This window comes from Microcoleus sp. K1-B1, assembly GCF_036704705.1.
Taxonomy (GTDB): domain Bacteria; phylum Cyanobacteriota; class Cyanobacteriia; order Cyanobacteriales; family Microcoleaceae; genus Microcoleus.
Genome location: NZ_JAUBSH010000058.1, coordinates 27,815 through 42,116, shown reverse-complemented (window position 1 = coordinate 42,116; position 14,302 = coordinate 27,815). Strand labels below are relative to the sequence as shown.

8 protein-coding genes are annotated in these 14,302 nt (G+C 46.3%); 2 read left to right on the top strand and 6 right to left on the bottom strand.

Annotated elements, in window-relative coordinates; translation table 11 throughout:
• Positions 1-60: 60 nt before the first annotated feature.
• The 5 genes from QUA83_RS19945 to treZ all read right to left on the bottom strand — a co-directional run bounded on the left by QUA83_RS19945 (position 61) and on the right by treZ (position 9,799).
• Entirely contained in the window at positions 61-1,128 is a 1,068-nt protein-coding gene (locus QUA83_RS19945; protein WP_333295306.1) for a transposase, read from the bottom strand.
• 591 nt (positions 1,129-1,719) lie between these two features.
• Positions 1,720-2,232: a DUF4112 domain-containing protein gene (locus QUA83_RS19940; protein ID WP_333160623.1), complete on the bottom strand. Its 513-nt coding sequence runs from the start codon at positions 2,230-2,232 to the stop codon at positions 1,720-1,722.
• Positions 2,233-2,552: 320 nt separating this feature from the next.
• Entirely contained in the window at positions 2,553-4,466 is a 1,914-nt protein-coding gene (gene dnaK / locus QUA83_RS19935; RefSeq protein WP_333295304.1) for a molecular chaperone DnaK, read from the bottom strand.
• 539 nt (positions 4,467-5,005) lie between these two features.
• On the bottom strand, positions 5,006-7,801 hold the full coding sequence (gene treY, locus QUA83_RS19930; protein WP_333295310.1) for a malto-oligosyltrehalose synthase: 2,796 nt from the start codon (positions 7,799-7,801) through the stop codon (positions 5,006-5,008).
• A gap of 174 nt (positions 7,802-7,975) precedes the next feature.
• The gene (gene treZ / locus QUA83_RS19925; RefSeq protein WP_333295302.1) at positions 7,976-9,799 is read right to left on the bottom strand and encodes a malto-oligosyltrehalose trehalohydrolase; all 1,824 of its coding nucleotides are present in this window, start codon (positions 9,797-9,799) and stop codon (positions 7,976-7,978) included.
• Between the two features lie 316 nt (positions 9,800-10,115).
• Between treZ and QUA83_RS19920 the strand changes: the two genes are divergently transcribed.
• Both QUA83_RS19920 and QUA83_RS19915 read left to right on the top strand, forming a co-directional pair.
• A complete protein-coding gene (locus QUA83_RS19920) occupies positions 10,116-12,182 on the top strand; it encodes an amylo-alpha-1,6-glucosidase (RefSeq protein ID WP_333295300.1) in 2,067 nt (688 codons plus the stop codon).
• 35 nt (positions 12,183-12,217) lie between these two features.
• Positions 12,218-13,258, top strand: coding sequence for a glucokinase (locus tag QUA83_RS19915; protein ID WP_333295298.1), 1,041 nt, complete (start codon positions 12,218-12,220; stop codon positions 13,256-13,258).
• A gap of 291 nt (positions 13,259-13,549) precedes the next feature.
• On the opposite strand, the gene QUA83_RS19910 is transcribed toward QUA83_RS19915, so the two are convergent.
• Positions 13,550-14,302, bottom strand: a 753-nt coding sequence (locus QUA83_RS19910; protein WP_333295296.1) for a tetratricopeptide repeat protein, incomplete at its 5' end; no start/stop codon positions are given.

Here is a 14,302-nt window from a genome sequence, read left to right as displayed (position 1 = left end):
GTTTTTGAGCAACAGCTTGCCTTCTGCTAAAAGGCTGCTACTTTTAGCTGCACTGATTTTTTAGTCTAAACTACAGTTATGATCGCGATCAAGTATCGTTCCACAACCGCAAATATGGGTTCGGGTTGATAGGGTTTTCTTAACTATATCGCCGCAATTTGAACATTCTTGCGAGGTGTATTGAGGAGCTACAGCACTTATTGTTTTGCCGTAGACTTTCCCAAAATACTCCAACCACTGAGCAAATTGCGACCAGGCTGCATCGCTAATCGACTTAGCAAGTTTATGGTTTTTGACCATATTCCGCACCTGAAGCTCTTCGTAGGCTACAAAATCGTTAGATTTTACCGCGCACAACGCCGTCTTGATGGCGAAGTCTTGACGCTGCCTCGTGACCTTCAAGTGTTTTCTTCCCAACTTATTGATTGCTTTTTTTCGATTGCCAGAACCTTTCTTCTTTCGAGAAACTCGTTTCTGCAATCTTTTCAAAGCTTTTTCACTCTTTCGGAGATATCGAGGGTTGGCAACTGTTTCGCCATCGCTATCAGTATAAAAGTGGTTTAGTCCAACGTCTATCCCAATAGCTTTCCCAGTAGAAACAGCTTCCTCTTTCCGCTCCACATTGATACAGAATTGGGCGTAGTAGCCATCGGCACGACGCACAATCCTGATTCGTTTAATCTCATCTGGCGCATAGAAATGCAAATCCCTACTACCGATTAACTTGAACTTGCCAGCGGCAAAACCGTCTTTAAATGTCAAGTATTTTTTGTCTGGAGAAAGCTCCCAACCCGAGGTCTTGTATTCGACCGATCGAGTATGTTTCTTGAACTGTGGATAGCCCTTTTTCCCTGGTTTCTTGGCTTTGCAATTAGCAAAAAAACATTGGACAGCAAAAATGGCACGTTCCGCCGAAGCTTGACGTGCCATCGAATTAAGCTTGCTCGCCCATTCAAACTCTTTCGCCATAACGGCGCATTGTTTGTATAGGTCTACGAGCTTAATACCTTGATTGTCTATCCAGTGTCTAAGAGTTTTGTTTCGGACAAATTGAGCTGTCCGAATCATGTCATCAATGATTCGGTATTGCTCTGTTTTGCCCTTCAATTTAAACTCTAAAACTATCATGCAATTAGTTTATCACTTTTACTGAAACTTTTACTCGCAAGTCTGTGTATTTAACGAATGTTCACAGTTTTTGTAATTAAAGCCGTCCTATAAGGACGGGGCTTTATACCCGATTTCTTGGTAAGAGGATCAGAACTTTTATTGGTAGGGGTTGGTTGAATTTTTCAACCCTGACACACTTTAGTATTTATTTATAGCAAGTCTATTTGAGTCGTGAATGTAGAACAACCTGAAACGTTTGTGATGATTGAATCCATTGTTTACAAATCAAATGGTTTTGCTATATTGAAGATCGATCGCAGACACTGTTTTTTTGGTAGCTAATACTCCTATTATTTTTCTTAATTATTGGTGCAAAAAAAAGTGTTTAGTTGGTTTCCATTCCTCCTGTTTGTAATCTACGGATCTGTGAGATTATCGCTCTTTGTTGAGGGATTAAAAAAAGCAACGCAGCCTACGGGTAGTTAAACCCAGATGTTTTTCGCTGCCCACAATCATCCTCAAAGATGATTTTCAAGGAAGATTTTTCACGCTTATATGCTATTAATATGACACAAAGGGAGTGATTTATCTTGAGCCGCCAACCAAAGATTAACGTCCTGTAATTACTTGGAATAGCCAGCCAAAAAGCATCACACTCAAGAAAATCACGCCTCCGACAATTAATATCAAACCCAACAGCAACGCCGCCACAAATAGCCAATCGGCTTTTTTGCCTTGTTCAGGGGAACCTAAATGAGCATCCAGCAATTCTATATTTTTGACATTAGCTTTCCAAGCAACATCAAGCAAGTCTCCAGCAACCGGTACCGTACCGGCAACTGTATCAAATACGATGTTAGTGGCCATTTTGACTAAAGTCTCTTGTGGCACTCCCATTTGAGCGGACTTGAAGACAACATAGCCTGCAAAAATTGAACTGATTAAATCGCCGCCGCCCGGTATAAGTCCCAATATCGGATCGAGTCCGATGCGGTATTTTGTGCCGGGAATCGGAATTGCGTTGTCTAGTAAATGGCTGATCCGGCGGAGTCGGCGCAAGGATGCAATATGAGATGGGCTGGGAGTATTTGGGGAGGAATTTTGTATAGGAGAACGTGACATTTAATTGCTCTCGATTGCGATATTATATCGATTCCGGTTGCACCGGAATGATGTTGACTGTTGACGGTTGACTGTTCACGGCGTCAACAGTCAACCGTCAACAGTCAACTCGAATTTACTATTCCGATGCTAACGGATTGGATATTACTGCTAGTTTATGATATTTGTTGAAGCATATTCTAGTTTTGTCTCTATGCCTCAAGCAAGATTTTTAGTAATTTTAGTCGATCGGCTTTGGTTTGTTTTTGAACGAACAGAAACCCGGTTTCTGTTCAAAACCGGGTTTCTTGCTTCTAGCTGGGGGCTTTTAATTTAGCCTGTTATTTGTTGCCTTCTGTGAAGTCCGCGTCAATCACGTCGTCGCCGCCAGTGGGGCCGCCGTCTCCATAGCCACCAGGGCCACCAGGGCCGCCAGGGCCGTCAGTTGGGCCGCCTGCTTGCTGGTACAGGTTGCTGCTGACAGCATAGAATGCTTGCTGCAACTCTGTGGTTAGGGTTTTGATGCGATCGTCATCTTCACTAGCGATGGCATCGCGCAAGTCTTTGAGCAACCCTTCAATCTTAGTTTTGTCAGCAGGGGGGACTTTATCACCCAATTCTGCCAACTGCTTCTCGATTTGATAGGCTTGAGAATCAGCTTGGTTTTTGCGATCGATCCTTTCGCGACGTTCCTTGTCAGCAGAAGCATTCGATTCGGCTTCCTTCACCATGCGCTCGACTTCATTGCTGGGCAAAGTAGAAGCACCAGTAATGCTAATCGATTGCTCCTTGCCAGTACCTTTATCCTTAGCAGCTACATTCAAAATACCGTTAGCATCGATATCGAAAGTAACTTCAATTTGAGGTACGCCACGGGGGGCTGGAGGAACTCCATCTAAGCGGAAGGTTCCCAAATCCTTGTTATCATTCGCCATTTCCCGTTCGCCTTGCAAAACGTGAATTTCCACGTTTGTTTGGCCGTCTACAGCAGTCGAGAAAGTTTCCGACTTCTTGGTAGGAATAGTGGTGTTGCGGGGAATGATTTTGGTCATCACGCCACCCAAGGTTTCGACGCCGAGAGACAGCGGAGTAACGTCGAGTAACAGGATGTCTTTGACTTCGCCGGAGAGTACGCCGGCTTGAATTGCTGCACCGACTGCGACCACTTCATCCGGGTTTACCGTTTGGTTGGGTTCTTTGCCAAGGAGTTTTTTGACCAGTTCTTGCACCGCAGGAATCCGCGTAGAACCACCAACTAAGACGACTTCATTAATTGCAGATTTGTCTAATTTGGCGTCGCGGATCGCATTTTCTACGGGGATGCGGGAGCGATCGATCAAATCCGAGCACAGTTCTTCAAACTTGCCCCGCGTCAAAGTCGTGTCCAAGTGTTTTGGCCCGTCTTGAGTCGCGGTAATAAACGGCAGGTTGATTTCGGCTTGGGTAACGCTCGAAAGCTCAATCTTGGCTTTTTCGGCTGCTTCCGTCAGGCGTTGCAGTGCTTGTTTGTCTTTGCGGAGGTCAATTCCTTCGGCTTTTTGGAATTCGTTAGCGATGTAATCAACAATTTTTTTGTCGAAGTCGTCACCGCCGAGGTGAGTGTCTCCGGAAGTTGCTAGCACTTCAAATACGCCGTCGCCTACTTCGAGAATAGATACGTCGAAAGTACCGCCACCTAAGTCAAATACGAGGATGGTTTCGTTGCTCTTTTTATCTAATCCGTAAGCTAAAGCGGCCGCTGTAGGTTCGTTAATAATCCGCAGCACTTCTATACCGGCAATTTTTCCCGCGTCTTTCGTAGCTTGGCGCTGGGAGTCGTTGAAGTAAGCGGGAACAGTAATTACCGCTTGGGTAACAGTTTCGCCGAGGTATTTGCTGGCGTCTTCTACGAGTTTGCGGAGAACTTGTGCAGAAATTTCTTCTGGGGCAAATTGCTTGCCACGGGCGGGACAGTCCAGTTTGAGGCTGTTGCCGACTTTAAGAACTTTGTAGGAAACTTCAGTGGTTTCGTGTGCTACTTCATCAACCCGACGCCCAATAAACCGTTTTACTGAGTAAAAGGTGTTTTCGGCGTTCATCACGGCTTGACGCTTGGCGATTTGTCCGACAAGTTGATCGCCATTTTTAGCATAAGCTACTACAGAAGGTGTGGTGCGACCCCCTTCGGCGTTGGCTATGACGGTGGGTTTGCCGCCTTCCATAACTGCGACGCAGGAGTTTGTCGTACCTAAGTCAATTCCAACTACTTTTCCCATAGGGGTGTTCCGGCTCCAATCTCTACAAAATTTTGGTGTTTTATCTGTGCGATAGTCTGGTTATTCAGGACTGCGATTTTACCTCGCGGTTTACGGGTAGTGAGTCCTGCTTTAATACAGTCTTCGATAGGGTGCTGATCTCTATACTGCGGGCGGTAGACCTTGCGATGAAGGGGTATTTACCGAACCTATTGGGGGACGGTTGCATCCGTGAGGCTTGCACCGCTACAGTTGTTGACTGCTTTTCTTTACTCTTCCTAATGTACGGTGTGCGATCGATTCGGGTATTGTGGCAAACCGTATACGTTGTGTTGTATTTGCCGTCTTTGTTGTATAAATTTTGTTTGGTTGGTAGGGGCGATCGGTTTTTTGACTTCAAATTAGGTTTAATATCAATTCTGAAAAGGGACACGGCTATGCCGTGTCCCTACCCGTTTACTTCCAGGCTGTGCCTGGGAAGCAATATATTATTGAGGGAGAGCCTCAAGTCCGACTCCTGGGAATCTCTGAAAATTCAAGAATTTTCCAGCTTTTGATTGCTATTTTTTACCGATCAGCAGAGCTGCCGGAAAGTAACTCAGAGCGTCACCAATTGCCAACGTACCGTTACTTTCTACCGCCTGATTTGTAATTGCATCTTTCCAAACCGACGGCATTTGCTCGGATAATTTCAAATTAGTATCTTTCCAGACTTGTTTGCCGATCGGCATTTCTTCTGGTTTGACAATTCCCGTCAAAAACCGGGGAGCAATGACAATAACCGTAGTCTCTCCAAAGCTTCTGGCAAAGGCAACAACATTATCTTTAAACGTGCCAACTGCTTGCAGGGGCAGATAGTCACCTGATTGAAAAACTTGCAAGTATTTTTTTCTCGCTTCTAGCGCTCTTGCCGTCAAAAACAACTTGATTCTCGCGTCTTCTCGCGTCGCAATCAAATCTTCAACCAGTTGCAAAATATCCGTCTGAGCTTGCTCTTTAATTTCCCGCAAAACCTCGATTCTGCGCTCAAAATCAACGGGACGGCGGTTATCCGGATCGACGTGGCTTAAATCCCAGAATTCCGTCCCTTGATAAATGTCTGGAACGCCCGGAGCCGTGATTTTCAGCAGCGTTTGAGATAGAGAATTGAAAATTCCGTAATTAGCTACTTTTTTACAGAAAGGTGTAAATTTGTTGAGAAACTGATTTTGTTCCGAAGGTTCGAGAACGGTATCGACAAAGGTCATAAAACCAGCTTCGTAATCGTTATCCGGTCTCAGCCAAGCCGTATAAACTTTTGCTTCGCGGACAGCTTTAATCACATAATCTTTTAGGCGCTGGACATAATCAGTGTTTTCAATTCCCTCAAAGGGAAAACTGCCTAGCAGAGTTTGGTACAGGAAGTATTCGTCATTAGTATCTGGAACCATTCGATTCGCAAAGTTGACTTTCTTAGAAGAGTTTACCTCTCTCCAAGACCTGACTTGCTGTTCCCATTCATCGGGAATTTCTGACAAAACGTTTATTCTGGCTCGCACATCTTCGCCGCGTTTGGTGTCGTGGGTAGCTGTAGCATTCATTTTGTGCGGCCAAGCGACTTGCTGCTGTTGGTTGAACTCGTGAAAATCTCCCAGCGACACGCCGAACTGACTGGGATTTCCTCCTACTTCATTGAGGGATAAAAGCCGATAGTAGACGTATAAAAGTGTGTCTTCCACGCCTTTTGCCATTAATGGGCCTGTCAACTGCTGGAGTTTCATGACAAAGTGCCGGCGCTGCTCTTTTTGTTCTGGTGTTAGGGTTTCTTCTTCTTCGAGCAACAGCACCGTTTCGATAAAATTAAGTTCCTTGAGGAGTCTGGGTACTTGTTGTTTGGCATGGGCGATCGCATATTTTACGTAAGTGCGATCGGACTCTCTCAAACCATCTTGATTGATGTAAGTTCGGTAAACTGGAAAAATCGTCAAAACAGCCGCCAATGCTTTTTCCAAACCGGGACGAGTAAAGTCATTTCCTTGTCTCGATTGACCGGAGATATTCTTCAATAGTTGAGCTAGATTGTCTACATCTCCCGCCAAGTTTTTCTCAACAATCAGTCCTTTTTTATCTAAAAACAACTGTTCGTAGGGAGCGGTCAAGCGAGTAAATCTCTGATATATTTCGGTAAATTGCTGTTCGCGATCGCACCGACAAAAAACGCCGTTTACGTAGTTCAAAAAGTCGTAGCCGCTAGTTCCCTCAATCGGCCAATATGACGGCAAATCTTCTTCGTGTTCCAGAATCTTTTCAACAGTAATGTAAGTGTCTGGGGTTTTCTCCCGGAGCCGTTTCAAATATTCTGTGGGATCGTACAGTCCGTCGATGTGGTCAATTCTCAATCCCGTAAACTTTCCCTCTTCAACCATGTCGAATATCAGAGCATGGTTTTTGTGAAAAACTTTAATCTCTTCAACTTTTACCGAAATCAGTTCGTTGACTGTAAAAAACCTTCGGTAGTTAATTTCTTCTGCCCCCACTTTCCAGAAAGACAGACGGTAAAACTGCTCGGAAAGCAATTCGTCTAGCAAATTAAAGCTTTCGGAATTTCCCTTTTCTCCGTTAAAAACTTTGATATTTTCATCAATGAATTCCTGTACAAGGGGATTTTGATTGTAGAGTTCCCACAGCAGTCCTTTGACAAAAGCTATCTGATCGTATCTGGTTTTACCTTTAGTTTCTGAGGGGGTATTTTTAATTAAATAAAGAATTCCTAAAAACTTGATAAAATCTGGATGGCGTCTGCCTAATTCTCTGGCTAAATGCCCCAAATTATGACTGATAAATTTAGCATAAGATTCAATTCTTACTGGCAATTTTAAGCTATAATAATTGATAGTTAGCCCAATTTCGCTGTATTGGAGTTGAATCTCGCCATTTTCCAGACACTCTCCATAAAAATTGCCCAGCAGCGGAGCCAGCACTCGACCCCTGAGATGTTCGTAAGCGTGATTCCATTCAATATCGAAGTAATCGAAATAGTCGGAATCTGGCCCGTGTTCCAACACGTCTAACAGCAGCAAATTTTGAGTATCATAAGCCATGTGGTTCGGGACAATATCTTGCAACCATCCCATGTTCCGTTTCTTGATTTCGTATGTGAGGGCTTCAAAATTTTCTGATGTTCCCAAATCGGGATTGATCTGATTTGAGTCAACCACATCGTATCCGTGAGAGCTGCCTTTTCGGGCTTTAAATATTGGTGAAGCGTAAAGGTCGGTAATTCCTAAATCTTCCAGATAGCTAAGGATTTGTTTGGCGGCTTCAAAGTTAAAACCTCCATGAAATTGAATCCGATAGGTTGTTGTGGGAATTCTCATCATGTTAATTTTACTCCGGGTTTTTTAGGGTTTTCTCTTTTAATATATGAGGCAGAGCCTCCTCTACTGCATTCCCAGGCAGAGCCTGGGAACGAGAGAGGCTCTGCCTCCCGTTTCTTGTTCCTAGGCTCTGCCTAGGAACGCCTGTATTTGAGGCTCTGCCTCGACTTTTAATTATTCTAATTCGTAAAGTGCGAAACTCTGCGGTTTAATGGTCAATTTTTGCTCTGCATTTATTTTTTCAGGCAAGCTAGAACCTGAACCCATCCATTTTTCATCAGCAGAGTCTAAAATTTTGTTCCAGGTGCCTTGGGGCAGTGCAGCCGTAAAAGCTACATCTTGCGAGTTGAAGTTTAGAATGCAGAAGAGCTGGCTGTCATCTGTCCAGCGACGTAGAAATAAGATTTTTTCCGCTTCAATGCTGGATACTTCTAGACTGTTTTTGTCGAGTTTTTTAAGGGCTGGTATTGTCCGCCGCAGTTGAATCAGATGTTGATGCCATTCCCAAAGGATTTTGTGTTTGCCTTCGGTTTGTTTTTCCCAGTTTAACTTACACTTATCGAAAGTCTCAGGACTCTGGGGGTCGTGAAATTCGCCTCGGCCTTCAAAGATTTTAAATTCTTGTTGTTTGTCTTTGCGGATAGCTTCAATTAAGTTTTCGTCGGAGTGGGAAACGAAGTAAAAAAACGGTGCTTCTTCTCCGTATTCTTCTCCCATAAAAAAGAAGGGAATGTAGGCAGAAATTAAGACTGTGCCTGCTGCAAGTTTCAAGCCTTCAAAGTTAACTATTTTGGAGAGTCGGTCTCCCAAAATGCGGTTGCCGATTTGGTCGTGGGTTTGGGCAAACACCAAAAATTTATGACCAGGTTCATCCTTAACAGAATTGCCGTGTTTCCGCTTTCTGTGGGGGGCGTACTGGCCGGAGTAAACAAAGCTTTCTTTGAAGGCTTTTTCTAAGTGTTCGCACTTGCCGAAATCTTGGTAGTATCGGTCGTCTTCTCCGGTGAGCAAGGCGTGCAGTGCGTGGTGGAAATCATCACACCATTGGGCGTCTAGTCCGAAGCCACCGAGTTCTTTGGGGCGTACAGTGCGGACATCATTTAAGTCACTTTCGGCTATTAAGTAAAGTTGCCGTCCTAGTTCTTGGGAAATATCTGCTGTGGCATCAGATAGTTCTTGTAAAAAAGGTCTTGCACCTACTTCAAATATTGCTTGAATGGCATCTAATCTCAGGGCATCGATGTGATAGTCTCGAAACCAGTATAGAGCATTTTCAAGAAAGTAGTTACGCACGCCGTCGCTGTAGGCGTCGTCGAAGTTGAGGGGGTCTCCCCAAATTGAGCCGTATTTTGAGGTAAAGTAGGGGCCGAAGTCTCTGAGATAATTTCCTTCGGGGCCGAGGTGGTTGTAAACTACATCAAGAATTACTGAAATGCCGTGTTCGTGGCAGGCGTTGACGAGTGTTTTGAAGCCTTCGGGGCCGCCATAGGAGTTTTGAACTGCGTAGGGATATACGCCGTCATATCCCCAGTTTCGCTCGCCTGGGAATTGGGCTACTGGCATTATTTCGATGGCGTTAATTCCCAATTCTTTAAGTTGTTTTAGCTGGGGAATTATTGCTTCAAATGTTCCGGCTTGGGTGAATGTGCCGACGTGCAGTTCGTAAATAATCATTTCGGCTAGCGGCACGCCTTGCCAATTTGTGTCAGTCCAAGTAAAAATATTTTCATCTATTACTTGCGACGGAGCGTGTACGCCTTGGGGTTGATATTTTGAGGCTGGGTCTGGTCGCTCAGTTTTTCCTTCGATTTGGTAGGTGTAAAGGGTTCCTGGTTGGATGTCTGTAGCTGTGGTTCGCCAATAACCTTCTGCCGATTGTTCCAGGGGTATCAGGCGTTTTTTTGGGGAAACAATTTGGACTGCGATTTGTTTGACGGTGGGCGCCCAAACGGTGAATTCACATTGGTTATTGCCGAGGTAATTTGCTCCTATCTTCACTTTGAGCTGTTCTCCTTATAAAATAGGTTGGTAGTTCGATCGCCCGACGCGCTATCAAATGCTTGCCCTTAACGTTCAGCGCCTGTTTAGACGGTAATATTACTTAATATAACAAACAACTAACTTTAGACAGAGGCATCAAAGGGGAAAATTGGGTAAGGGGCAAAAGTAGCGGTTGGTGAGACCGAAATTAGAGCAGGAATCGGCGCGGGGGCGATCGCCAAATTAACGGCCTGGAATCGTTAATATTTCTGGTTGATATCATGTCGAAAATCTACCTAAAGGTAGGTAAAAAATCAGCGCGAGTGTGGATTTTATGGTTATGGCTTTTGGACGGGAAATCTGCTGCAATCTCGACTCGGCGGAGTCTCGCGAGTGGTTGGTCACAAACGGGATCGGCGGTTATGCTAGCGGGACGATCGCAAATCTCCTCACCCGCCGCTATCACGGCTTGCTGGTAGCCGCCCTCAAACCCCCGCTGGGACGCACTTTGATGCTCGCCAAGCTGGACGAGACGGCTGTGTATCACGATCGCGCCTATCCGCTTTATACAAACCGCTGGGCCGACGCGACGATGGAACCCCACGGCTACAACTACATCGAAAGCTTTCACCTCGAAGGCACGACGCCTGTTTGGAGGTTTGCTCTCGGCGACGCTATCCTGGAAAAGCGGATTTGGATGCAGCAAGGTGCTAACACAACATATATTCAATACCGCTTGCACCGCGCCTCACAACCGATCGTCCTCGCTGTCAAAGCCCTAGTCAACTACCGCGACTACCACCACACCACGAGCGTCGGCGACTGGCAGATGAGCCTACAAACCTTGGAACGCGGGGTTTGCGTGACTGCATTTCCCAAGTCTGTACCCCTGTACCTGCTGACGGATGCCGAACCAGAGGCGAAATTTCGAGTTTCTACGCCTTTATACAATTGGCATTACGGATTTGACCTAGCAGCCGAAAAGCGCCGGGGATTGGACTACTGCGAGGATCACTTGCACGCGGCGACTTTTCACATGACGATCGCACCGGGAAGTTCTCTCACATTGATAGCCAGCACCGAGAAAAATACCGAACTCAACGGCGGTACAGCTTTAGAAGTGCGCCGCACTTATGACCAACTACTGCTGCAAAACTGGTCAAAAGTCAGCGAATCTCCCGACTGGATCAATCACTTAGTGCTCGCCGCCGACCAATTTATCGTCAGCCGCCCGCTACCGGAGGAATCCCAAGGCAAAACGATCATCGCCGGATATCCCTGGTTCAGCGACTGGGGGCGCGACACGACGATCGCCCTACCCGGTCTCACAATCTGTACCGGGCGATGGGAAATTGCGCGATCGATTTTGCGGACATTTGCGCGGTATGTCGATCGGGGAATGCTGCCCAACCGCTTCCCGGATGCGGGCGGCGCACCGGAATACAACACCGCAGACGCCACTCTGTGGTACTTTGAGGCAATTCGCGCTTATATCGATGCCACGGGGGACGACGAACTTTTGAGCGAACTCTGGCCTACTTTATGTGAGATTGTTGATTGGCACATACAGGGAACTCGGTATAATATCCGAGTCGATCCCGATGACGGTTTAATCTACGCGGGCGAAACCGGCGTGCAACTGACTTGGATGGACGCGAAAATCGGCGATTGGGTGGTGACGCCTCGGATTGGTAAGCCGATCGAACTCAGCGCGCTTTGGTACAATGCTATACAAGCTATGGCAAGTTTTGCTCGAAAACAGGGCAAGCCTCACAATGAATACCAGCAATTGGGCGATCGAACAGCCGCCGGATTCCCTCGCTTCTGGAACGCCTCAACTGGTTACTGTTACGACGTTCTCGACGGCCCCGACGGACACGATAGCTCCCTGCGGCCCAACCAAATATTCGCCGTATCCTTGCCCCTATTAACTGGGTATCCGCCTCCGAACTCTTTATCCGCAAGGGGACTGCGGGCAAAGGAAACCCACCGCTATACACCGTTACTGACACCCATCCAGCAGCGCGGCGTGGTGGACGCCTGCGCCCAGCAACTTCTCACTTCGGTCGGCCTCCGCAGCCTCTCGCCCCAGCACCCGCAGTATCGCGGCGCATACGGAGGCGACCAATTCCAGCGCGACAGCGCCTACCACCAGGGCACAGTTTGGGGCTGGCTGATTGGCCCGTTTGTCTTGGCGCACTTGCACGTATACAAAGACCCAGCACAAGCTCGCGAATTCCTCGAACCGATGGCACATCATATAAGGGGCGGCGGAGTTGGCAGTCTGAGCGAAATTTTTGAGGGCGACGCCCCCCACTCGCCGCGAGGCTGCACGGCTCAAGCTTGGACTGTGGCTGAGGTGCTGCGGGCTTGGTTGGCAATTAATACTGTGGGTGTTTAAATGGGGAATGTTATCTTTGGTGGAAAAAGAGATTTATGGCATTATTATTAGCGGGCGATATTGGCGGAACTAAGACAATTTTGCGCTTAGTGGAAAGGACTGTTAACGGTGAAATGAACGCTCTTTACGAGTTCCGCTATCCGAGCGGGGAGTTTCCAGATTTAGTACCGATGGTGCAGCAGTTTTTGACGGAAGCTGCTATGAAATTGGATTTTGCGCCATTGCCTGAAAAAGCTTGTTTTGCGATCGCCGGCCCGGTGGTTAACAACAGCGCAAAACTCACTAATTTGCCTTGGCGCTTGGATGGGAAACGTCTGGAACAGGAATTAGGAATATCACACGTTAGTTTAATTAATGATTTTGTCGCTGTTGGCTACGGCGTGTGCGGTTTGGATGCTACAGATTTGCACACTTTGCAAGTTGGAAAACCCCGACAAGACGCTCCAATTGCTGTGATTGGTGCGGGTACTGGTTTGGGAAATTGTTTTGCTATTCCCGACGTAAATGGGGTGAGAGTTTTTTCTTCGGAAGGGGGACACGGTGACTTTGCGCCGCGATCGGAGTTAGAGTTTGAATTGCTAAATTATTTGTTAGCAAAACACGACATTCCCAGAATATCGATCGAGCGAGTCGTTTCGGGACAGGGAATTGTGGCAATTTACCAGTTTTTGCGGGACAGAAAATTTGCGCCGGAATCAGCGGAGGTAGGAGAAATTATCAAACAATGGGAGTCAGAAGTCGGGAAAACGGAGAAGACGGTCGATCCGGGGGCGACAATTGCACAGGCGGCACTCAAAAAGTGCGATCGGCTTTCTGAACAAACAATGCAAATGTTTGTAGAAGCTTACGGCGCTGTCGCAGGAAATATGGCTGTGACACTTTTACCTTACGGTGGTTTGTACATAGCTGGCGGCATCGCTCCTAAAATTTTGCCACTGATTCAAGAAGGGGGTTTTATGCGAGCTTTTACCCACAAAGGCCGGATGGATTCGCTGTTAGAAATGATGCCAGTTCGATTGGTTTTGAATGACAATGTAGGGTTAATTGGAGCCGCAGTTTGTGCGGCCAGTCTTTAGCTAAGACACCGGAATGATAGAGGACACGGCAATGCCGTGTCCCTACCCCGATTCATTGTAGGGAAACCGCATAGCCGTGTCCTGATTTCTTAGATTATCCTCATTCAATAATCTCAAATTTTATGCGATCGTAAATATCCCTTAAACTAATCTGAAACTCAACCGATTCTAAAATTAACGTCTCATCCTCTGACTCATATACAAAATCGGATGACTAATTATATCATAGCTGGGATTAAGTAGACTAAGTAAAATAGAATATCCTTTCTAGTTCTCATCTAAAATTTAAAATTACTTCCCTTCCAGTTCTTTGAGCGTCCGCTGGGCTAACTCCTTCACCTGCGGATCTTGAGCGACGGCTAAAGCTTGGCGATAGCTTTCAATTGCTTTTACTTTGTCGCCTTTGAGTTCATAAGCAATACCGCGATTGTAGAAGGCTTCTGCTAATTTAGGATTGAGTAGAAGGGCTTGAGTGAAATCGGCAATGGCGCGATCGTATTCCTTTTTATTGTTGTAAGCATTGCCGCGATTGTAGAAGGCTTCTGCATATTTAGGATTGAGTAGAAGGGCTTGATTGTAATTTTCAATGGCGCGAGCGTATTCCTTTTTATTGTCGTAAACAGTGCCGCGATTGTTGAAGGCTTCTGCATATTTAGGATTGAGTAGAAGGGCTTGATTGTAATCGGCAATGGCGCGATCGTATTCCCCTTTATCTCCGTAAGCAATGCCGCGATAATAGAAGGATTCTGCATCTTTAGGATTGAGTAGAAGGGCTTGAGTGAAATCGGCAATGGCGCGCTCGTATTCCCCTTTCTTGTCGTAAGCAATGCCGCGAGTGTAGAAGGATTCTGCATCTTTAGGATTGAGTAGAAGGGCTTGAGTGAAATCGGCAATGGCGCGCTCGTATTCCTTTTTATCGTTGTAAGCATTGCCGCGATTATAGAAGGCGTCTGCGTATTTAGGATTGAGTAGAAGGGCTTGATTGTAATCGGCAATGGCGCGCTCGTATTCCTTTTTATCGTAGTAAGTAGCGCCGCGATTGTT

What these genes read in the sequence shown, in the direction of transcription:
- treY (WP_333295310.1), bottom strand. Translation starts at nt 7,801, where the DNA reads ATGAGAATTCCCACAACAACCTATCGGATTCAATTTCATGGAGGTTTT.
- QUA83_RS19940 (WP_333160623.1), bottom strand. Translation starts at nt 2,232, where the DNA reads ATGTCACGTTCTCCTATACAAAATTCCTCCCCAAATACTCCCAGCCCA.
- QUA83_RS19945 (WP_333295306.1), bottom strand. Translation starts at nt 1,128, where the DNA reads ATGATAGTTTTAGAGTTTAAATTGAAGGGCAAAACAGAGCAATACCGA.
- dnaK (WP_333295304.1), bottom strand. Translation starts at nt 4,466, where the DNA reads ATGGGAAAAGTAGTTGGAATTGACTTAGGTACGACAAACTCCTGCGTC.
- QUA83_RS19920 (WP_333295300.1), top strand. Translation starts at nt 10,116, where the DNA reads ATGGTTATGGCTTTTGGACGGGAAATCTGCTGCAATCTCGACTCGGCG.
- QUA83_RS19915 (WP_333295298.1), top strand. Translation starts at nt 12,218, where the DNA reads ATGGCATTATTATTAGCGGGCGATATTGGCGGAACTAAGACAATTTTG.